The 19,942-nt window shown below is 72.2% G+C and carries 15 protein-coding genes and 2 tRNA genes; 8 read left to right on the top strand and 9 right to left on the bottom strand.

Translation table 11 applies throughout. The features are described 5' to 3' along the window. Positions 1 to 19: 19 nt before the first annotated feature. Positions 20 to 1,138 carry a M20 family metallopeptidase gene (locus A3IG_RS0126115; protein WP_018386539.1) on the top strand — a complete coding sequence of 373 codons (1,119 nt, stop codon included), beginning with the start codon at positions 20 to 22 and terminating at the stop codon, positions 1,136 to 1,138. Here the strand turns inward: A3IG_RS0126115 and A3IG_RS32150 are convergent. Together A3IG_RS32150 and A3IG_RS34430 are read right to left on the bottom strand one after the other, a co-directional pair. After that, the gene (locus tag A3IG_RS32150; RefSeq protein ID WP_018386538.1) at positions 1,113 to 2,357 is read right to left on the bottom strand and encodes a helix-turn-helix domain-containing protein; all 1,245 of its coding nucleotides are present in this window, start codon (positions 2,355 to 2,357) and stop codon (positions 1,113 to 1,115) included. The genes A3IG_RS0126115 and A3IG_RS32150 overlap by 26 nt on opposite strands. Positions 2,358 to 2,524: 167 nt before the next feature. Continuing rightward, positions 2,525 to 2,698: a hypothetical protein gene (locus tag A3IG_RS34430; protein WP_018386537.1), complete on the bottom strand. Its 174-nt coding sequence runs from the start codon at positions 2,696 to 2,698 to the stop codon at positions 2,525 to 2,527. Between the two features lie 677 nt (positions 2,699 to 3,375). Here A3IG_RS34430 and A3IG_RS33085 point away from each other — a divergent pair. Together A3IG_RS33085 and A3IG_RS0126100 are read left to right on the top strand one after the other, a co-directional pair. Beyond that, positions 3,376 to 3,636 carry a DUF397 domain-containing protein gene (locus A3IG_RS33085; RefSeq protein WP_078500953.1) on the top strand — a complete coding sequence of 87 codons (261 nt, stop codon included), beginning with the start codon at positions 3,376 to 3,378 and terminating at the stop codon, positions 3,634 to 3,636. A 185-nt stretch (positions 3,637 to 3,821) separates the two neighbouring features. Next, entirely contained in the window at positions 3,822 to 4,652 is an 831-nt protein-coding gene (locus A3IG_RS0126100; protein WP_018386536.1) for a helix-turn-helix domain-containing protein, read from the top strand. A 60-nt stretch (positions 4,653 to 4,712) separates the two neighbouring features. Here the strand turns inward: A3IG_RS0126100 and A3IG_RS0126095 are convergent, their stop codons facing one another. From A3IG_RS0126095 to A3IG_RS0126085, 3 genes are all read right to left on the bottom strand, one after another. Beyond that, positions 4,713 to 5,561 (bottom strand): SAM-dependent methyltransferase, encoded by an 849-nt coding sequence (locus A3IG_RS0126095; protein WP_018386535.1) that lies wholly within the window; start codon positions 5,559 to 5,561, stop codon positions 4,713 to 4,715. 425 nt (positions 5,562 to 5,986) lie between these two features. Continuing rightward, a tRNA-Ile gene (locus A3IG_RS0126090) sits at positions 5,987 to 6,060 on the bottom strand. A gap of 212 nt (positions 6,061 to 6,272) precedes the next feature. After that, a tRNA-Asn gene (locus A3IG_RS0126085) sits at positions 6,273 to 6,345 on the bottom strand. A 316-nt stretch (positions 6,346 to 6,661) separates the two neighbouring features. On the opposite strand from A3IG_RS0126085, the gene A3IG_RS0126080 reads away from it, so the two are divergent. Both A3IG_RS0126080 and A3IG_RS0126075 read left to right on the top strand, forming a co-directional pair. Then, positions 6,662 to 6,955, top strand: coding sequence for a hypothetical protein (locus tag A3IG_RS0126080; RefSeq protein ID WP_026220687.1), 294 nt, complete (start codon positions 6,662 to 6,664; stop codon positions 6,953 to 6,955). A 131-nt stretch (positions 6,956 to 7,086) separates the two neighbouring features. Then, complete coding sequence (locus A3IG_RS0126075) at positions 7,087 to 8,553, top strand: FGGY family carbohydrate kinase (RefSeq protein ID WP_026220686.1); 1,467 nt, start codon at positions 7,087 to 7,089, stop codon at positions 8,551 to 8,553. A gap of 29 nt (positions 8,554 to 8,582) precedes the next feature. Here A3IG_RS0126075 and A3IG_RS0126070 read toward each other — a convergent pair whose 3' ends face one another. The 3 genes from A3IG_RS0126070 to A3IG_RS0126060 form a co-directional block, all read right to left on the bottom strand. Further along, a complete protein-coding gene (locus A3IG_RS0126070) occupies positions 8,583 to 9,941 on the bottom strand; it encodes an RNA polymerase sigma factor (protein WP_086019991.1) in 1,359 nt (452 codons plus the stop codon). 254 nt (positions 9,942 to 10,195) lie between these two features. Continuing rightward, on the bottom strand, positions 10,196 to 12,154 hold the full coding sequence (gene dnaG / locus A3IG_RS0126065) for a DNA primase (RefSeq protein ID WP_018386531.1): 1,959 nt from the start codon (positions 12,152 to 12,154) through the stop codon (positions 10,196 to 10,198). 95 nt (positions 12,155 to 12,249) lie between these two features. Further along, positions 12,250 to 13,515 carry an NAD(P)/FAD-dependent oxidoreductase gene (locus A3IG_RS0126060; protein ID WP_026220685.1) on the bottom strand — a complete coding sequence of 422 codons (1,266 nt, stop codon included), beginning with the start codon at positions 13,513 to 13,515 and terminating at the stop codon, positions 12,250 to 12,252. A 355-nt stretch (positions 13,516 to 13,870) separates the two neighbouring features. On the opposite strand from A3IG_RS0126060, the gene A3IG_RS0126055 reads away from it, so the two are divergent. Then, entirely contained in the window at positions 13,871 to 14,638 is a 768-nt protein-coding gene (locus tag A3IG_RS0126055) for a TSUP family transporter (protein ID WP_018386529.1), read from the top strand. Between the two features lie 55 nt (positions 14,639 to 14,693). Here A3IG_RS0126055 and A3IG_RS0126050 read toward each other — a convergent pair whose 3' ends face one another. Continuing rightward, entirely contained in the window at positions 14,694 to 15,965 is a 1,272-nt protein-coding gene (locus tag A3IG_RS0126050; protein WP_051087641.1) for a deoxyguanosinetriphosphate triphosphohydrolase, read from the bottom strand. Positions 15,966 to 16,226: 261 nt separating this feature from the next. Here A3IG_RS0126050 and A3IG_RS0126045 point away from each other — a divergent pair, with 261 nt between their 5' ends. Then, positions 16,227 to 17,324 carry a M23 family metallopeptidase gene (locus tag A3IG_RS0126045; protein WP_026220683.1) on the top strand — a complete coding sequence of 366 codons (1,098 nt, stop codon included), beginning with the start codon at positions 16,227 to 16,229 and terminating at the stop codon, positions 17,322 to 17,324. Positions 17,325 to 17,766: 442 nt separating this feature from the next. Next, on the top strand, positions 17,767 to 19,920 hold the full coding sequence (locus tag A3IG_RS0126035) for a glycosyltransferase family 4 protein (RefSeq protein WP_018386525.1): 2,154 nt from the start codon (positions 17,767 to 17,769) through the stop codon (positions 19,918 to 19,920). Positions 19,921 to 19,942 lie beyond the last annotated feature (22 nt).

Here is a 19,942-nt window from a genome sequence, read left to right as displayed (position 1 = left end):
CAGCAGGGGGAACACACGCATGACAGACGTCGTCGATCTCACACGCCGGCTCGTCAGGCTCAACACGGTGGACCGGGACGAGGGCCACGCCCACGACATCCTGGGGCCGCTGCTCGAGGAGGCCGGCTTCACCGTCCGCACCTTCGAGCACCTGCCCGGGCGCGGCAGCCTGGTGGCCGAGTGGGCCACGGACACGGAGGTCGCACCGCTGTGCCTCTCCGGTCACGTGGACACCGTTCCGCTCGGAGCCCAGTCCTGGCAACACGACCCCTTCGCCGGCGACATCGACGGGGACCGTCTCCACGGCCGGGGCGCCAGCGACATGAAGGCCGGTGTGGCAGCCATCGTCCGGGCCGCCGTGGGGGCGGCCGGCGAGGGGCGTCCCCGCAGGGCGGGCCTGCGGCTGGTCCTCACCGCCGCCGAGGAGACCGGTGCCCTCGGCGCGCGCCACCTGCGGACGGCCCTGCACCGGTGCCGCAGTGGCCCCCTGCTCATCGCTGAGCCGACCGCCAACACCATCGTGCACGGGCACAAGGGCGCCCTCTGGCTCGAAGCGCGCGCCAGCGGCGTCACCGCCCACGGTTCCACGCCGCACCTGGGCGACAACGCCCTGTACAAGCTCGCGCGCGCGGTCACCCGCCTGGAATCCCTCACCTTCCCGGTGGCACCGCACCCGGTGATGGGCGCCCCCACCCTCAACACCGCCACCTTCCAGGCCGGACTCAACCCCAACTCCGTCCCTGACCAGGCCCGGGCCACGGTGGACGTGCGCACCGTGGCCGGTCAGGAGCACGCCGAGGTCATCGCCGAGCTGACGCGACGCACCGGCCCCGACATCAGCTACACCACGCTCCTCGACCTCCCCCCGGTGTGGACCGAGCCGGACGACGAATGGGTCCGCGGCGTGAGCGGCGTCGTCTCCGACGTCACGGGCAGCCGGACCCACCGTCCCCAGGCCGCCACCTTCTTCACCGACGCAGCGGTCCTGACCCCGCTCCTCGGCTCGGTACCCACCCTGATCTGCGGCCCCGGCCAACCGGAACTCGCCCACGCCACCGACGAGTGGTGCTCGGTGACGAAGATCCAGGAATCAGTGACGATCTACGAGCGGATCATCCGCGCATGGTGCGGCCTGTGACCCGACGGACGCGTTCCGCCCGGGGCGGGAGGAACGGCCCGGGGCGCCCGGCCAGCGCTCCCCGGTGAGGCGCGCGGACCGGCGCGGGCTCGGTCACCGGTTCGAGGGCGGCCGACAGCACCGGGCCGAAGACCTGGAAGAGACGGACCAGCCGCTCGTCGGTGGCCCGGCGCGGCGGGGGGCCGGGGTCGGCGCCGGCCGGGTCCACCGGCGTCGCCGGGCGCCGTCCGAACGCGGAACCCCACAGGGACTGGAAGTACGTCAGGTCGCCGTCGAGGCTCTGCACCACGTCGGCCAACAGCGGCCAGTTCGGGAGGTTCCCGGCGAGCACCGCACTGACGTCCCCCGGCCCCAGCGTGTGCCGGCTGGCTTCGGCGAGGACCTCCGCGGTGGGACGGCCCGCCTTGACGTGGAGGGTGCGCAGGGCCGTGCGGAGCCGCTCGTCGGGGGGTTCGCCGGTGTCGGCCGAGGGGTCGGGCGGTCGCTCCTCGCGGAGCTTCTCGGCCTCCCACACCTTGCGCAGCACCAGGGGGTCGGCGCCGCAGGCGCGGGCGAACCGTTCGGTGAGGTACCAACTGGGGAACCTCTCACCGGACAGCACGCGGGACATCTGGGACGGGGAGACGTCCAGCCGGGCGGCGAGCGCCCGCAGGGACAGCCGGGAGGCCCGTTGCAGGCGGGCCAGGACCGGGGCCAGGTGCGACCGGGACCGCGGGGCCGGGGCCGGCTCGGGGCCGTCCGGCCGGGCCGGTTGCGCCACCCGCTCGGGACGCCGTTGGGGGGACGCCTCCCGCATCCGCCGACTGACCGCTTCGGCGTGGTACGTCCGTCGGGCGGTGTCCGGTCGCATGGACAGGGCCGGCCCGAGGCGGGCCCAGGGAACACGCCGCAGCCGGGCTCGACCCACGAGCGCGGCGGTCAGCACGTCCATCACCCGGCTGAGGTTGGCGGCCTGTTCCAAGGGGTCGAGCAGGGGGGCGTCCGGGGAGGAGAGCACCCGCACGAGGTGCCGAGCTTCCTCAAGGACGTCCTGCGCGAGCTCCCGCACGGCGGTGTCCGCGACGGTCGCTGGGGCCTCGGGCGTCGGCTCCCCCCGGCGGCGCCTGCGGTACGCCGCCTGCCGGCAGGCGGTGCCACAGTAGTCGGGCGGTCGGCCCGGCGTCCCCGCACGCGGCGTGAGTTCGATGCCGCAGTGCAGGCAGGCGGTGGGCGTGGTCACAGCGGTCTCCTCCCTGGTACGCGCGGATGTCGGCTGGTGACGAAACGGCGGGGGGCCGCGCCGTTTCGTCGTTGGCCACGGGCAACGGGCGCCTTTGCGTCGCCGTGGCCGGCCCGGCGGGCACGGACGGGCGACGGGCCGCGGGCGTGGTGCCCGCGGCCCCGCGGTCACGGTCGGCCGCTGTTCCCCGAGACGTTGACCCAGGTGATGAGGGCCGAACCGACCAGCGCCGCGAACGCCGTCATCGGATCGAGGGGGAACTGGGGCCCGTGGGGGGTGGCGGTGCCGTAGAACGGCACCAGCACCGAGGTGTTGACAGCGAGCGTTCTCCACGCGCGCATTTGCGCGTTCCTGTTAGCCTTGGACTCCCGGCGGCGACCTTTTCGGCTGCCGCTGCGACGGTTGGGGGAAGTCGGCATTGCCTTACTCCTTCGATTCGTCGATCGACGCAGGGCCCTGGCGCCGTGGCGACCAACCAGGTGGGGCCAGGGCCCTGCGGGTGTGACGATGATCCGAACCTGTGGCGGACCGGCCTCCGACGGCGTGTGAGGGTCGGGGGTGCTCCGCGGATCATCGCCCTCGAACTTTAGCGCGCTCCATCAAGCCACAAGTCGCACCCATACGGGCGCTTCCTCGGCGTGGCGACTGACACAGGGCGTCAGGAAGTCGCAGAAGAACGGCTCTCGCGACTATTCCCGATCCCTGTCCGGGACTTTTCGAACACCCATGCACTGCCGCAGGTAGGACTCCAGAGCGCGCTTTCGGCCGCGGGGCGCCGGCCGTCGCACCCCCGGCCCGTCCAGCGGTCCTCGCGCCGTGTCCCACAACCGCACCGTTCCCTCGGTGAACAGGGCCCATCGAGCGCGCACTTGCAGAGCGCTCCCCCCGCGGTTGACCAGACTGCCCGCACGGTTAGCGCGTAAGCCCCTCATCAAACGGACATCATAAAAAATGACGGTGGCGTGCAATTGCAGTCCGTCTTATGTGAGCGATCATGGCAGGAAGAGACAGGTGAGACATGAGTGAACGTCAGCACAGCTCATCGCGGGCCGTAACCACGGAGGCGAGCACGGCGGCAGCCAAGTCCTCGCTCCAGTGGCGAAAGAGTTCGTACAGCAACCATCAGAGCGCCTGCGTCGAATTGGCCAGAATAGATCAGGAAACGATCGCGTTCCGCGACTCGAAGGACCCGAGCGGGCCAGTTCTGGTCTTCACCCGCCAGGAAGCGACAGCGTTCCTCGCTGGTGTCGCCCACGCGGGAATCGCCGTTCGGCGATAACCGGCCATCTGTACGAGTTCACAACTACACCCAGTCCATGACTGGGGCACGATGTGTGAGCTATGAAGGGGAAACACCCCTCGAACCGCAAGGAGAGCTCACCCGTGTCCACTCAGCCCTCTCGTAGCCCTCGGAGTCATCGCATCGTCAGCGACCTGTCCGGAAGGGCCCCGACAGCGCAGCGCATGATGTTCGGCAACACCCTGCGACAACGTCGCCTGGCGAGTGGCCTCTCCGAGAGCGAGGTCGCTCGCCGGACCAGGTACTCGGCTTCCAAGATCAATCGGCTCGAGCACGGCCTGCACGACTTCAAGAGGACCGATGTCCAACGGTTGCTGGACATCTACGGCGTCACTGTTCCCCAAGAGCGGGAACGACTGCTGGAGCTGGCCAGCAAGGCCAACGAGCGTGGCTGGTGGGACCCGTGGAGAGACGTCACCACCAAGGCACTCCAGACATACGTGAGCCTTGAGTCGTTGGCCCAGCGCATCCGCTCCTACGAGAGCGGTCAGTTGCACGGCCTGCTCCAGATACCCGACTACACCGCGGCCCTGGTCCGGGCCAACAGCAGGTCCAAGGAGAAACGGGAGATCGACCGCATCGTCGAACTGCGGGAGATGCGCCAGAAGCGGTTCATGGAGGACTCACGCATGGTGCTGCGGTGCGTCCTGGACGAGGTCACCCTGACCCGGGGCTATGGGGACAGGCAGGTCATGCGCCGACAGATCGAGCACCTGCTGGACCTCGCCGACCACCGGCGGATCTCCTTCCGCCTGGCCGAGATGAGCGCGCCGAACCTGCCCGTGCAGATCGGGCCGATGACCGTCTTCGACTTCGAGGACGGCCAACTCCCCGAGATCGTCTACATCGAGCGGGTCAACGGCGGGCTGTACCTCCAGGAACCCCAGGACGTGGACGAGCTGATCAAGGGTTTCGACCAGCTCATGCAGGCCTCGCTGCACCACAGGGCGTGTGTGCGCAGGCTCATGGACCACCGCAAGAAGTACGCCACCTGAGACGCCGTGACCCCGTTGGCGGTGCCGCGGCACCGCCAACGGGTGGTGCCCACGCGCCCGCTACGGTTTGCGGGCCACCCCGACGTACAGGGACACCTGGGCGTCGGAGACGACGCCCGGGCCGCTGCCCGGCTCGGGCCGCCACCGGTTGGCGAGCACCACACCGGGGTCGATGAGGTCCAGCCCGTCGAAGAACCGCGCCACCTCGTCCTTGCCGCGGACCTGGGTGGGGGTCCCGCTGCGGTTGTAGACGTCCACGATCTCCGCCCACGCCAACGGGTCGAAGTCCGGGGTGCAGTGCGAGATGGTCAGGTACGACCCGGGCGCCAGCCGCGCCACCAGCGTGCGCACCACGCCGTAGGGGTCCATCCCGTCGGGGACGAAGTGGAGCACGGCGTTGAGGCTCAGGCCCACGGGTTGGTCGAAGTCGATGCAGCGCGAAGCCGACTCCTCCACCTTCTCCAGCAGCGCCTGCGGGTCCGTGACGTCGGCCTCGACGTAGTCGGTCAGCCCCTGCGGGGAGCCGCTGAGCAGGCTGTCGGCGTAGACCAGCACGATCGGGTCGTTGTCCACGTAGGCGACCCTCGCCTCCGGCACCTCCTGTTGGACGACGTCGTGCAGGGTGGGCGCGGTGGGGATGCCCGTCCCGATGTCGAGGAACTGCCGAACGCCGCGCTCCCGGGCGAGGAACCGCGCGGAGCGGTGCACGAACGCCCGGTTCACCTGCGCCACCGTTCTGATGGCGGGGAACCTGCTGATCACCTGCTCCGCCGCGGCCCGGTCAACGGCGTAGTTGGTCTTGCCTCCGAGGTAGTAGTCGTACATCCGCGCACTGTGCGGTCGGTCCTGCCGTAACCGGTCAGGAGCCTCGACACCGTTGTCCGTGTACGACGACTCACCCTTGCCCATGCTGCCCCCTTCGTCCTGCTCCGCCCCAAGCACGGGATGTTGTCACCGGGCTCACGTCAACGCCTACGGACGGATCGACGCAGGTGCGGACTCCTGGCAACTACCCGTGGGAGTCCAGTCTTATCCAGTGGCCGCCTCCCCGCGCCACCTCCTGGTGCACCCCATCGCAGCACCTCGGCCACCACGCGCGCCCCTGGGGCGCCACCGGACCCGCTCCGGCGGGGACCGCACGGCCGGACCGAGGGCACGCAGGGGCGCGCGGGACACCGGGGACAGCGGGGCGGGACGGGGCGCACAGCCGGGAGACGTCGGCCGGGACGACGGCCAACGGGGGCCGGCAACCGCGCGGGGCTTCGTAACCTTCATGACCGTTGCTCGTTGACGCGGTTGCGGGCCGGGCCTGACCCTGCGCCGAAGTGGCCGGGTGGGGCGGGTGGGACTCGAACCCACGACCCACGGATTATGAGTCCGCTGCTCTAACCGGCTGAGCTACCGCCCCGGAAACGGCACGTCGCTGGACAACGTCCGTACCGTCTGCCGCAGCATAGCCGTTCATAGGATCTGTCGCCCTCGCGGGTAGGAAAGATCACTGACTGCTTCCGCAGCAGCAGCGCGACCTGCCGTCCGTAACGCTCCGTGACTACTGGTGGCACAAGGACTGGTGAGACGAAGAACGGCCCCCATGGCCAGTGCCAGGGGGCCGCTCAGCCGCTCCCCCGACTGGACTCGAACCAGTAACCTGCCGGTTAACAGCCGGCTGCTCTGCCAATTGAGCTACAGGGGACCGCTTCTCAAGGAGACGCTCCTCAAGGAACACATCCACGGAGAACCGCATCCATGGAAGAGTGTATCCAAGGAGGAATGCCCCCGATGAGGACCATTCCACTCACGCCCCCCGCCAGGTCAGGCGGTGGACGCTCGCTGTGAGACATACAGTAGCGCAACCAGGGGGGTGCTCCGCCAATGGGATTCACCGGCCGCCGCGGATTCACCGGGCGCCGTCAGGGGTAGTCGCTACCGGGCACACCGGGGCGGGGCGCCCAGCACACAGGCTTGTGACGGACATCGACAGCGCCGGACGCGGGAGGAAGGGCGGAGCCATGCGGTATCGGCTGACATTCGTGAGCGGGCTGGCCGTGGGGTACGTGCTCGGCACCAGGGCCGGGCGGGAGCAGTACGAGCGGCTGCGCAAGGCGGCCCACCGGGTCACCCAGAACCCCGCCGTTCACGACGCGGCGAAGAACGCCCTCGACGCCGGGCGCACCGCTGCGGCGAGGGCAGCGGACACGGTGGCCGGGGCAGCGGGCGACAAGCTCCCCGACCAGATCACCGAACGGGTCCGCTACCTGCGCGAACACGGCTCGGATGACGGCTGGGGCAGCGACACCGCCTGACGTCGCCGGCCCCGGCGGGCCCCGCCGGGGGCACCGGGCCGGTGGCCCTCCGCCCCGCTCCTGGCGCCGCGCCCGGCCCGCGCGGCTCGCCGTGGCCCGGACCGGCTCGCCGGATCAATATGATCTGCGGCATGGGGATAGTCGCCGGCATCGAATGCTCGTCTCAGTTCACCAAGATCGTCGTTTGTGACGCGGAGACGGGCACCATACTGCGGCAGGGCCATGCCCCGCACCCCGATCTGCCCGGGCCGAGGGAGAAGACGGAGATCGACCCCCAGGCATGGTTGCTCTCCCTCGGCGAGGCGGCCGCCGGCGGGCTCCTCGAAGGGGTGCAGGCGATCGGGATCGCCGCCCAGCAGCACGGGTTGCTCGCGCTGGACGCGGGCGGGGTGCTGGTCCGGCCGGCGATCCTGTGGAACGACAAGCGGGCGACCGGAGCCGCCGCCGACCTCGTCGAGGCCCTGGGCGGTCCGGCCGGGTGGGCGCAGGCCGTGGGGTTCGTCCCCCAGGCCGCCTCCACGGTGGCGAAACTGCGCTGGCTGGCCCAGGCCGAGCCGCTCTCCGCACAACGCACCGCCGAGGTGCTCCTCCCCCACGACTGGCTCACCTGGCAGTTGCTTGGCCGTCCCGCGGCCCGCTGCACCGACCGGGGCGACGTGTCGGGCACCGGCTACTGGTCGGCGGCCACCGGCGAGTACCGCACCGACCTGGTGGAGTTGGCGCTCGGGCACCCGGTGGCGCTGCCCAGGGTGCTCGGTCCCGCGGAGCCCGCCGGGCACACCCCGGAGGGGTTGTTGATCTCTGCGGGCACCGGGGACACCATGGCGGCGGCCCTGGGGCTGGGGATCGGTCCCGGGGACGCGGTGGTGTCGCTCGGCGCCTCCTCCACGATCTTCGCCGTGCACGGCGAGCCGCTGGTCGATCCGGCCGGGACGATCGCCTCGTTCGCCGACGCCACCGGCCACCACCTGCCGATGGTGCACACCCTCAACGCCTCACGGGTGCTGCGCGGCACGGCCGAGCTGCTCGGCCTGGAACTCGAAACGCTCTCCGAGCTCGCGCTGCGGTCCACCCCCGGGGCCTCGGGCCTGGTGCTGTTGCCGTACCTGGAGGGCGAGCGCACCCCCTACCTGCCGCACACCGCGGGCACCCTGGCCGGGCTGCGCCGGGAGAGCATGAAGCGCGAGCACCTGGCCAGGGCCGCGGTGGAGGGGATGCTCTGCGGGCTGGCCGACGCCCTGGACGTGCTGCGCGGGCGAGGCGTCCAGGTACGGCGGGTGTTCCTGCTGGGCGCGACGGCCAACCTGCCGGCGGTGCGGCAGCTCGCCCCGCTGTTCTTCGGCGCCCCGGTGACCGTCCCCCGGCCGGCCGAGTACGCCGCGCTGGGCGCGGCCCGGCAGGCCGCCTGGGTGCTCGCGGGCGAACGGACCGGTGCGGTGGCGGCGCAGCCGCCGCAGTGGCCGACGCTGGACAGCGAGCCGGGCCCGGAGCCCGGCGAGGAGGACCTGGCGATCGGCGCGGCGGTGCGGCAGCAGTTCGGCGCGGTGCGGGACGATACCCATCCGGACGCGTTCGCCCGCACGCCCCAGCTCTCCTGAAGCCGGCCGCGACGGGCGCTCCCGGGGCGTCAGTCCAGGTAGCCGCGGAGCTGGTCGGCGAAGGCGTGGTCGCGGAGCTTACCGAGGGTCTTGGACTCGATCTGCCGGATGCGTTCGCGGGTCACCCCGAAGATCCGGCCGATCTCCTCCAGGGTCCGGGGACGGCCGTCCACCAGCCCGTAGCGGAGCTGCACCACCCGGCGCTCGCGTTCTCCGAGGGTGGAGAGCACGGCCTCCAGGTGCTCGCGGAGCAGCAGGAACGCGGCGGACTCCACGGGGGAGGCGGCGTCGCCGTCCTCGATCAGGTCGCCGAGGGAGACGTCGTCCTCCTCGCCCACCGGCGCGTGCAGCGACACCGGTTCCTGGGCCAGCCGCAGGACCTCGCTGATCCGTTCCTCCGGCAGTCCGAGCTGGGCGGCGACCTCGGCGGTGCTCGGCTCGTAGCCCCGCTCCTGGAGCAGTCGGCGCTGGACACGCACCACCCGGTTGATCAGTTCGACGACGTGCACCGGCACCCGTATGGTGCGGGCCTGGTCGGCCAGCGCCCGGCTCATCGCCTGGCGGATCCACCAGGTGGCGTAGGTGGAGAACTTGTAGCCACGGGCGTAGTCGAACTTCTCCACCGCACGGATCAGCCCGAGGTTGCCCTCCTGCACCAGGTCCAGCATGGTCAGGCCGCGTCCGACGTAGCGTTTGGCGACGGAGACCACCAACCGCAGGTTGGCCTCGATCAGTCGGCGCTTGGCGATCCGGCCGAGCACCACCAGTTGGTCGAGTTCCTCGGCGAGCGTGGAGTCGAGGTCGGCGTGGTCGGCGAGCTCCGCCTCGGCGAACAGACCGGCCTCCACCCGACGCGCCAGCTCCACTTCCTCCGCGGCGGTGAGCAGGCTGATCCGGCCGATCTCGCGCAGGTACTGGCGGAACAGGTCGGCGGAGGGACCGGTGGACTCCTCGCGTCGCGACCGGTCGGCGTCGGGGTCCGGGTCCGACGACCGGGACCCGAGGAGCACCGGGTCCGGCTCGGCCAGGTCGGGGCCGAGGTCCGGCGGTGGGCCGTCGAGGGGTTCCGGGTCCGGGATGTCCTGGTCCACGACGGCGCTGACTCCGGGGGTGTCGCGGGTGACGCCGCGGGCGCGGGGGCGCCGTCCTGTCGGCGCGGGGGGTGCCGCGTCCCGTGGGTCGTCCCGGGCGCGGCCGGCGGGGGCGGGCTCGGGAACGGGGGACGGGTGGGCCGCGGACCGGACCTGGAGGCGGTCGGTGGCGGGCTGGGCGGTGGCGGGCAGGGCTGCGGGCGGCTGGGCGGTGGTGGGCAGGGCACCCCCGGGGTGCTGGGCCGTGGACCGCGACGTGGCGGGGAGAGGGCTGGCGGGGAGCACTCGCGTCGGCACGGGGACGGCCTCCACAGTGGGCGCGGGTAACGGCGGCTTCGCGGTGGCGTGCGCTACGGGGACGTGCCCAACCGGAACGGATGCGGCCGAGCCGTCCTCCGCCCGGGACTTCGTTGGCGGGAACCCCTCGGGTCCAGGCGTTCCGCGCTGCGATGACTGGGGCACCGGAACCCAGTGTGGGGCACGACGCCGCACCGCCACGAGGGGGCTGCGGGTACTTTTTCCAGTGCTGGTCGCGGTGCGCGGTCAACCGGTCACAGGGCCGCGGCACCCCTGTCGCGCAGGCCCTGGGCGTACTGCTGGAGCGTCCACAGCTCCTCGGTGACGGCCGCGGCCCGTTCGGCGTCCCGCGGGTCCAGACGCCGCAACTGCCCGCGGACCACGGTGATCCGCCGGTCCACGGCACGGAGCCGGACGGCGACCAACTGCTCGCCCGCGTAGACGGCGTCCACCTGCCGGGGGGTCCGCATCGGCTCCACCGCGAGTTCGGTGACCAGTGAGCGGAGCTGGTCGTCGGGGGCCGCCTCGCGGACCCGGGCGAGGTAGTCGTCGTCCGCCCCGGACGTCCCACCGGCTTCGGCGACGGCCCGGCACACCGCGGCGTACGGGGGCGCGGTGAACTCGTCCTCGCCGTAGGCGTCGAACGCCGGCGCCACCAGGGCCGGGGTCTGCAGGGCCAGCTTGAGCAGCTCCCGCTCCGCCATGTGCACCGGGTTCCGCAGGTCCAGGCGCGGCCCGGAGGGCCTGGCCTGGGGCGCCCGGCCGCCCTGGGGCCCGGGTGCACCGCCGTGGCCGGGGGCACCGGACGGGCCGCGGGCCGGCGCCCCCTGGTCCCGGCGCCCCGGCCCCGCGGCGGAACCGCCCTGGCGCCGGCGCTCCCGCTCCCAGTGGGCGAGCTGGGCGACCCGGCGGATCACCGACCGCTCGTCCAGCACCCCCAGCATCGAGGCGAGCTGGCGGCCGTAGGACTCGCGGACGTACTCGTCCTTGATCCTGGCGATCAACGGGACGGCCGCCTGGAGGGCGGCGGCCTGCCCCTCCGGGGTCTCCACGTCGTAGCGGTCCACCAGGGAGCGGATGGCGAAGTCGAACAGCGGCCGGCGTCCCTCCACCAGGTCCCGCACGGCGCCGTCACCCCGGGCCAGCCGCAGGTCGCACGGGTCCATGCCGTCCGGTCCCACCGCGATGAAGGTCCTGGCGGCGAACTTCTGGTCGCCCTCGAACGCCCGCAGCGCGGCCTTCTGCCCCGCGGCGTCGCCGTCGAAGGTGTACACGACCTCGCCGCGGAACTCGGAGCTGTCCATCAGCAGCCGGCGCAGGATCCTGATGTGCTCCTCGCCGAACGAGGTGCCGCAGGTCGCGATGGCGGTGGTGATCCCGGCGAGGTGACAGGCCATCACGTCGGTGTAGCCCTCGACGACCACCGCCCGGCCGGTCTTGGCGATCTCCCGTTTGGCCAGGTCGATGCCGTACAGCACCTGGGACTTCTTGTAGATCGGGGTCTCGGGGGTGTTGAGGTACTTGGGGCCGTTGTCGTCGTCCCGCAACCGGCGTGCGCCGAAGCCGATGACCTCGCCGGTGATGTCCCGGATCGGCCACAGCAGTCGGCCGCGGAACCGGTCCATGGGGCCGCGGCGGCCCTCGCTGGCCAGCCCGGAGGTGAGCAGCTCCCGCTCGGTGAACCCCTTCCCGCGCAGGAAGCGGACCAGGTTCTCCCAGCCGCCCGGGGCGTACCCCACACCGAAGTGCTGCGCCGCCGCCTGGTCGAAGCCGCGCTCGCTGAGGAACCTGCGGGCCGGCTCGGCCTCCGGCCCGTCCAACTGCTCCACGAACCAGGCCGCGGCCACCCGGTGCGCCTCGAGCAGACGGGTGCGCTCACCCTGCTGGCGGCCAGGGGTGTAGCCGCCCTCCTCGTAGCGCAGCGCGATCCCGGCCTGCGCGGCGAGCCGCTCCACCGCTTCGGCAAAGGTGATGTGCTCGAGCTTCATCACAAAGTCGAGGGTGTCCCCGCCCTCCTGGCAGCCGAAGCAGAAGTAGAGCCCCTTGGAGGGGCTGACCTGGAAGGACGGGCTCTTCTCCTCGTGGAAGGGACACAGCCCCTTGAGGTTCCCGCCACCGGCGTTGCGCAACTGGAGGTACTCGGAGACGACCACGTCGATGGGGACCGCGCCGCGGACGGCCTTGACGTCCTCATCCCTGATCCTGCCTGCCACGCGGCGATTCTACGGCCGGCCCGGGAGGGGTGCGCCGGTGCCCGCCCCCTCCCGGCACGCGACCGGTCCGGTGCGCCGCGTCCGCTGCTTCCGCGTCAGTCCACCGCGGCCGAGGACAGCGGCACGTCGGGGTCGGCGAGGCGCTCGGGATCGACCCGCACGCCGCGTCGGACAAGGTCCTGGATGTCGTCGGCGACGTCCCAGACGTTGACGTTCATGCCGGCGAGCACCCGGTCCCCGCGCAGCCAGAAGGCGACGAAGACCCGTTTGGCGATGTCCCCCCGGCACACCACCTGGTCATAGGTGCCCGGAGCGGCGTGGCCGGAGTACTCCATGCCCAGGTCGTACTGGTCGCTGAAGAAGTAGGGGACGCGGTCGTAGCGGACGTTCCGGCCGAGCATGGCGCGGGCCGCGGCCGGGCCGCCGTCGTGGGCGTTGGCCCAGTGCTCGGTGCGCAGGTGGCGGCCGAGGAGCGGGTGCTCGGCGTTGGCCACGTCCCCCGCGGCGTAGACGTCGGCGTCACTGGTGCGCAGGGTGGAGTCGACGAGGATGCCTCCGCCCTGTTCGGGGGTGGCGAGGGCGAGTCCCGCGGCCTCGGCGAGCGCGGTGCGCGGCGCGGCGCCGAGCGCGGCCAGCACGGCGTGCGCGGGGTGTTCCTCGCCGTCGGCGGTGACGGCGGAGAAGACCATGCCGTCCTGGCCGACGATCTCGGTGAGTCGGGTACCGAAGTGGAAGCGGACCCCGTGCTCGCGGTGCAGGTCGGCGAAGAACGCCCCGAGTTCCGGCCCCACCACCCCGTGCAGCGGGGTGGGCTGCGGCTCCACCACGGTGACCTCGGCGCCGTAGTGCCGGGCGGCGGCGGCCACCTCGAGCCCGATCCAGCCGGCACCCGCGATGAGCAGCCGGCCGTTCTCCCGGCCGAGGTTGGCCAGGACACCCCGCAGGAGTTCGGCGTGGGCGATGCGGCGCAGGTGGTACACCCCGGCGAGGCCCGTTCCCGGGACGTCCAGGCGGCGGGGCTCGGCCCCGGTGGTGAGCAGGAGCTTGTCGTAGCGGATCACGGTGCCGTCGCCGAGGCGGACGGTCTTGGCGGCGCGGTCGAGGTGGGTGACGGCCTGGCCGAGGTGCAGTTCCACATCATGGTTGGCGTACCAGGAATGGGCGTGGACGTGCAGGGTCTCGCGCTCAGCGGCACCGGTCAGAAAACCTTTGGACAGAGGCGGTCGTTCATAGGGCTGATCACGCTCATCACCGATCAGGATCACCCGGCCGGTGAATCCCTCGGAACGGAGGGTCTGCGCGGCCCTGGCGCCGGCGAGACCGCCTCCGACGATCACGAATGTCGCGTGTTCCTTCACCACCGTGCTCTCCGATCTCGCATCGTCCCCCGCGTCGTGCGCTTCGCCCTCCATCACGCGCCATGCCTCTTGGAGCGTGCCGCAATGCATCGCTTCCGTGAAGAGCAGGAAACGAGACGGCGACATGGCAGTCAAGATCGCATCGTACTCAGTCACCACAGAGCGAACCGCCGTGCGGGGTACGGGCGGTGGTGTGCCATGCTTTCCACCGGTTCCGACTCGACACCGATCGCCTGGTGGAGTCCGAAACGGATCAAATAGCTCTGAAATCAAGCGTTCAATGGCGATTTGATTTCAATGTTCGTCCCCTTCGGCCCGCGGAGGGCGCAGTCGATGGACAGGGGCAGGGGGGCGACGCGTGGACGTCGAGGTGATCGCGGCGCTGCTGTGCGTCGCCTTCGCCGCCGGCTGGGTGGACGCGGTGGTCGGCGGCGGAGGGCTGATCCAGTTCCCCGCGCTGCTGCTGGCGCTGCCCAACGCCCCGATCGCCACCGCCCTGGGCACCAACAAGCTGGTGGCCATCACCGGGACCACCGCGGCGGCGGTCTCCTACGCGCGGCGGACGAGCGTGGACTGGCGCACGGTGGGCCGGGCCGCCGCACTGGCGGTGCCCTGTTCCGCGGCGGGCGCCCTGATCGCCTCCGAGCTGCCCGCGGACGTGTTCCGACCGGCGATCATGGTGGTGCTGCTGGGCGTCGCCCTCTTCGTCACCCTGCGCCCGGCGTTCGGCCGGTCGGCCCGGGAGGGCACCGCGAGCAGGGGCCGGCTGTACGCCGCGGCGGCGCTGGCCGGCGGCGGCATCGGCTTCTACGACGGCGTCCTGGGGGCCGGCACGGGCACCTTCCTCATCATCACGTTCGTCGCGCTGCTCGGGGCGGACTTCGTGGGCGGCTCGGCCATGGCCAAGTGGGTGAACCTGGGGACCAACGCCGGCGCCCTGCTGGTGTTCGCCGTCCAGGGCCACGTGCTGTGGCTCCTCGGCCTCGGTATGGCCTGCTGCAACGTCGCCGGTGGCACGGTCGGAGCCAGGGTGGCCCTGAGCAGGGGAGCGGGTTTCGTACGCGGCGTGCTGCTCGTCGTGGTCCTGCTGATCCTGGTCAAGCTGGGCCACGACCAGTGGGGGTGAGCCGGTCGCGGCCCCTGCCCGGGTCGGGCCGGGGGACGCAGCACCGTCCGGTCGCTCAGCCCACGAGCCGCTGGTGCAGCGCTAGGGCGGAGGCGTCGGTGAGGGACGCCACCTGGTCCACCACCGCACGGAGCCGGGCAGCGTCGTCCGGGGCCTGGTGGAACAGGGCGCGGAACGGCGGGGTGAGCCCCCGCGGGGCCTGCCGGACCAGGGTGTCGCTGAGCTCCTCGAGCAGCAGGCGCTGCCGGGACCGGCGTCGTTCCTGGTCCGCGCGCTGCATCACACAGCGGTCGGTGACCGCCTTCAGCACGGCGCACTCCCCGAGGACGGCCGGCGGGACGACGAGGTCCGCGCGGTAGCGGGTGAGCCGCCCAGGTCCGTGGCGGGCCCGGGTGGCACGTTCCGCGGCGAGGCAGAACCGACCGATGAGCTGGCTGGTGGCGTCCTTCAACCGGGCCTCGGCCATCGAGGAGCCGTCGAAGGAACGCGGCCACCACTCCTGCGCCAGCAGTCGGTCAAGCGCCTCGACCAGCTCCTGGGGATCGGTTCCCGGGACCGCGTAGCGGCTCGCCGCGAGCGCGGCCAGCGCCTGCCGCTCCGGCTCCGCGACCAGCAGCCTGGGGTCCACATGACCCGCGTGCAGGCCGTCCTCCAGGTCGTGCACCGAGTAGGCGACGTCGTCGGACCAGTCCATCACCTGCGCCTCGAAGCAGCGCCGCCCCGCGGGAGCCCCGGCCCGCAGCCAGTCGAACACCGGACGGTCGTCGGGGTACACGCCGAACTTGGTGGAACCGGGGTCCACGGGGTGGCCGCCGCGCGGCCACGGGTACTTGGTGGCGGCGTCCAGGGTCGCCCGGGTGAGGTTGAGGCCGACGCTGCCCCCCTCGGCCCCGAAGCGCTTGGGCTCGAGCCGGGTGAGCAGCCGCAGCGACTGGGCGTTGCCCTCGAACCCCCCGCAGCGGGCGGCGACCTCGTCCAGCACCTGCTCCCCGTTGTGGCCGAACGGTGGATGGCCCAGGTCGTGCGCGAGGCAGGCCGCTTCCACCAGGTCCGGGTCACAGCCCAGGGCGGCGCCGAGTTCCCGGCCGACCTGGGCGCACTCCAGCGAGTGGGTGAGTCGGGTGCGCGGGAAGTCGCCCTCCAGGGGCGGCACCACCTGTGTCTTCCCGGCCAGCCTGCGCAGCGCGGCGGAGTGCAGCACCCGGGCACGGTCCCGCTGGAACGCGGTGCGGCCGGGGCGCTTGTCCGGCTCGGGCACCCAACGCTCCCGTGCTGCCGGCCCGTAGTGGGGGTCCCCGGGGGGACGCGGACTGTTCTCGCCGACCATGCCCGCACGGTAACCCGGTATCACCCGGAGACCCCAGGAACCCGCCATCGGACGGGTCTCCGGGTTGTCCGGGTCACGACCGCCCTGACCTGCTCCAAGAAGCTCGCTCACCTCGCCGTGTGAGACAACCCCCGGGAGCGGCAAGGGTCGCTCGACCTCCGGTTCCCTGACGTCAACATCTCGCTCGACTTGACCGCGTTCTGTCATACTCCGGCGGCCTGTCCGCGGGACGGGCCCTCACGCATGGAAGGAGTACCACCCTTGCTCTCCAAATTGTCCGTGAGATCCACCCTCGCCACCCTTGCCGTCTTCGGGCTGCTCGCCACCGCGCCCTCGGCGGTGGCGACCTCCCGGGACGCGGTAGCGACACCCGCAGCGGCACCGGCGTCCGACACGTCGCCGTCCGCCGGTGTCACCGTGAAGCTGCCGGACCGGGTCGCTGACCATCTCGGCGCCGGCCGCGAGGCGCTGATCGACGCCGTCTCCACCGATGTCCTCTCCCAGTCCCACGACGCCAAGGGCCTCGCCCCGGCGAACGCCGTCAGCAAACTCGCTGCCGAGGGCCGCGAGGTCGTCGTCGACGTCCGCACCGCCTCACCCGGGTGGGCCCGGGGTGTCGCGTACGTCGAAGCGCCGCGCACGGTCCACAGCCAGCCGGAGGGCTGGCTGTTCATCGCCCACCGCGAGAACGGGCGCTGGGTCTCCGGCCTCGAAGGCGACCCCGAGTTCACCGACCACGTGGCGACATCACCGCTGGTCGGCAAGGCGGAGCGGAAAACCATGATGGACTACGCGCGTAGGGTGACCTCGGACAAGGAGGCGTCACCGACGGCGGCCACGGCCAACACCGGCGGGCTGCTGCTGCCTTGGATGCCTGACTACTACATGACCCTGACCGGCGGTCCGCACTCCCACACCGGCGGGTCCGGCTACTGGAGCAGCCTGGACTTCGCCGGTGGCAACGCCAGCGGGCGGGTCCGATCGTCCCGTGAGGGCACAGCGACCTCGATGTGCGGTGCCGGTGGCGGCTGGACCAGGGTGATCCACCCCGGCGGCTTCTCGACGGACTATTACCACATGTGGAACACGACCTACTACAACGGGACGTCGATCGGCTCCAGCGCCCTGCTCGGCACCATAGGCACCGACGTCTGCGCCGGCGGTTCGGCGACTGGCGCCCACGTGCACTGGAGCCTGCGCACGTACGACGCCAACCTCTTCGGTCAGTACACCTGGCTGAACGGCCGGACCATCGGCGGCTGGACCTGGTGGAACGGCTCCAGCCAGTACACCGGCTGCGCCACCCGCCTCGGCTACACCGCCTGCCCCGGTACAGCGATCTACAACCGCACCAGCTGACCACCGCCTCGGCAACGCGTGCCTCGGAGCCCTGCCGTGAGATGCGGTGGGGCTCCGAGGCGCCCGCCCGGCGGCCGCCTGTTCGTGGCCATGCCCAAACAGCGTTTCGACCTGTGCACCGGGGTCTGCCTCGGCGAAGAGGCGGTGCGCATCCCGGCGCCCTTCCCCTCCCTTGAGCCCCGGGTCACCGAACGGGCGACCGGCCGGACTGAATGGGGAAATTGCTACGAAAGCACAGTTAGCCGGCTTGGCGCGTAACGGCGGTAAGATTCGCTCGCTCCTGCGATCCGCCCCGTGCGCCAGCGGGAAGGAGACAGGCGCACACCATCGTGCCAGCTCACAGGGGCAGACTGGACGGGCCGGCGGTGTCACGTTCCTTCACCGGCAGCCGCGTGCCGTACCCCGCCGGGCGCGCTGCCGGCGCACGCCCTGGAGGGGCCGCATGAAGATTGCTTTCCTCATCTACAACGTGTACGGGATCGGCGGCACCATCCGCTCCACCGTCAACCTCTCCCGCGCCCTTTCTGCACGGCACGACGTGGAGGTCGTCAGCGTGCACCGGGTGGCCAGCACCCCCCTGCTCCCGGTGGACCCCCGGGTGCGGATCACCTCCCTGATCGACATGCGCAGGGACTCCAGGGACGGCGACCACCGGCTCGCCGCACAGCCGAGCACCATGTTCCACGACCCCGGCGTGGCCGGGCCCGGCAAGCGGCTGGCCCCCACCGCGCTCACCGACGAGCGGGTGGCCGAGTACCTGACCTCCACCGACGCCGACGTGGTCATCGCCACCCGGCCGGTGCTCAACGGCTACCTGGCCCGCTTCGGCAGCGACCGCTACCTACGGATCGGCCAGGAGCACCTGAGCCTCAGGTCCCACCAGGAACCGCTGCGCCGGGACCAGAACGCGGCGCTGGCCGAGCTCGACGCGTTCGTCACCGTCTCCGAGGCGGACGCCGCCGCCTACCGCGAGGCGCTCCCCGAGGTGAGCACCCGCATCCTGTGCATCCCCAACGCGGTGCCCGAACCCCAGGTGGAGACGTCCGACGTGGAGACCAAGCTGGTGGTCGCGGCCGGCCGGCTGGTCGCGGTGAAACGGTACGACCGGCTGGTCAGGGCGTTCGCCCGGGTCGCCGCCGAACGCCCGGACTGGTCCTTGCGCATCTACGGCCGCGGACCGCAGCGCCAGGAGCTGCGCCGGCTGGTCGACGAACTCGGCGTCGGCAACAACGTCCTGCTGATGGGCCCGCGCTCCCCCATCGAGACGGAGTGGGCCAAGGGCTCCATCGCCGCGGTCTCGTCCGACGCCGAGTCCTTCGGGATGACCATCGTCGAGGCCATGCACTGCGGGGTGCCGGTCGTCTCCACGGACTGCCCGTTCGGCCCTGCCGAGATCATCGAGGACGGGGTGGACGGCAGCCTGGTGCCGCTCGACGACCAGGACCCGGAGCGGACGGTGGAGGCGTACGCCGCCGCGCTGCTCGAGCTGATCGACGACCCGATGCGGCGGCAGGAGATGGGGCGGGCCGCCCGCCGCAAGGCAAGGTCGTACAACCCCTCGGTGATCGCCCAACGGTACGAGTCGGTGATCCGGGACCTGCTCGCCGATCGCTACTTCGCCCGGCCGCACCCGGCCGCGCCCCGCCCGGGACCCGTCGCCCGGGCCCGCGCCGCCGCGCGCTCGCTGGTCCCCGCGCTGCTCCAACCCGAGCCGGTGCGCATCCCGTCCCCACCACCCGCACCGCCGACCAGCCGCGGGTGGCTGCGGCCCACCGCGCACTGCCTGGTGGACGACAAGGCCAACATCACCGTGCGGATCGGGGCCCGGGGGCTGCCCGGGGGGCGGCTCAACCTGCTGCTCCGGCTGCGCGGCACCGCGGACCCCGTCGAGGTGCGGGTCCCCCTGCCACCGCTCACCGAGCTGCGGGGGGAACGGGTCACCATGGTGCTCGAGCACGGGGCGCTCGACCTCGCCGAGGGCCGCTGGGACGCCTTCGTCGAGGCCGAAGCGAGCGGCAAGCTCCGCCGGGTCGCCGCCGCCCTGGTCGAGCAGCGGCACCTGGTGCACCGCGTCCCCGACGACGCGCACGGCGTCAGGACCTGGATTCCCTACACGACCTCCACGGGGTTCCTCGCGGTGCGCGTCTGGCGGCGGCCCGCCCACGCCGAGGTGGCCGAGGTGCGGGTGGACGACACCGGGGTCGAGGTCACCGCGGTGGCGCACCCGGCCGCGGTGCTGGTCCCCGGTGGGACGGTGCGGGTCCGGCCGCGGGTCGGTGCGGGCGGGCAGTTCGAGGTGGCGGCGCGGCCGGGCACGGACGGCCGGTTCACCTTCCGGGTCCCCCACGAGGCGCTGGTCACCCGGCGCACCGCGGAGACCGACCTGTGGGACCTGTCGTTGCTCCCCGGCCCGGCCGCGGAGCCGGTGCGGGTGGGCCGGATCTTCGGGGACGTCCCCGACCGCAGCGCCGTGGACGTCCACCCGGCAGCCCGGGTGGACGTCGGACAGCGGGGCCCGACCTGGGTCTGGCCGTGCTTCAGCGCCGACAACGACCTCGCCCTCAGCGTCCTGGACGCGGACCCGGCCGCCGGGTAGGGACGGGTCCCGCCCCCACCGG

The sequence above is a fragment of the Wenjunlia vitaminophila DSM 41686 genome (assembly GCF_000380165.1).
GTDB lineage: Bacteria > Actinomycetota > Actinomycetes > Streptomycetales > Streptomycetaceae > Wenjunlia > Wenjunlia vitaminophila.
Note: the sequence above shows the minus strand (reverse complement) of the source record. Positions and strands in the feature narration are given on the sequence as shown.

Excerpts from the sequence above, each read along its gene's own strand:
- A3IG_RS0126115 (WP_018386539.1), top strand. The coding sequence starts at position 20 with ATGACAGACGTCGTCGATCTCACACGCCGGCTCGTCAGGCTCAACACG.
- A3IG_RS34430 (WP_018386537.1), bottom strand. The coding sequence starts at position 2,698 with ATGCGCGCGTGGAGAACGCTCGCTGTCAACACCTCGGTGCTGGTGCCG.
- A3IG_RS33085 (WP_078500953.1), top strand. The coding sequence starts at position 3,376 with ATGAGTGAACGTCAGCACAGCTCATCGCGGGCCGTAACCACGGAGGCG.
- A3IG_RS0126100 (WP_018386536.1), top strand. The coding sequence starts at position 3,822 with ATGATGTTCGGCAACACCCTGCGACAACGTCGCCTGGCGAGTGGCCTC.
- A3IG_RS0126095 (WP_018386535.1), bottom strand. The coding sequence starts at position 5,561 with ATGGGCAAGGGTGAGTCGTCGTACACGGACAACGGTGTCGAGGCTCCT.
- A3IG_RS0126080 (WP_026220687.1), top strand. The coding sequence starts at position 6,662 with ATGCGGTATCGGCTGACATTCGTGAGCGGGCTGGCCGTGGGGTACGTG.
- A3IG_RS0126075 (WP_026220686.1), top strand. The coding sequence starts at position 7,087 with ATGGGGATAGTCGCCGGCATCGAATGCTCGTCTCAGTTCACCAAGATC.
- A3IG_RS0126050 (WP_051087641.1), bottom strand. The coding sequence starts at position 15,965 with ATGGTCGGCGAGAACAGTCCGCGTCCCCCCGGGGACCCCCACTACGGG.
- A3IG_RS0126035 (WP_018386525.1), top strand. The coding sequence starts at position 17,767 with ATGAAGATTGCTTTCCTCATCTACAACGTGTACGGGATCGGCGGCACC.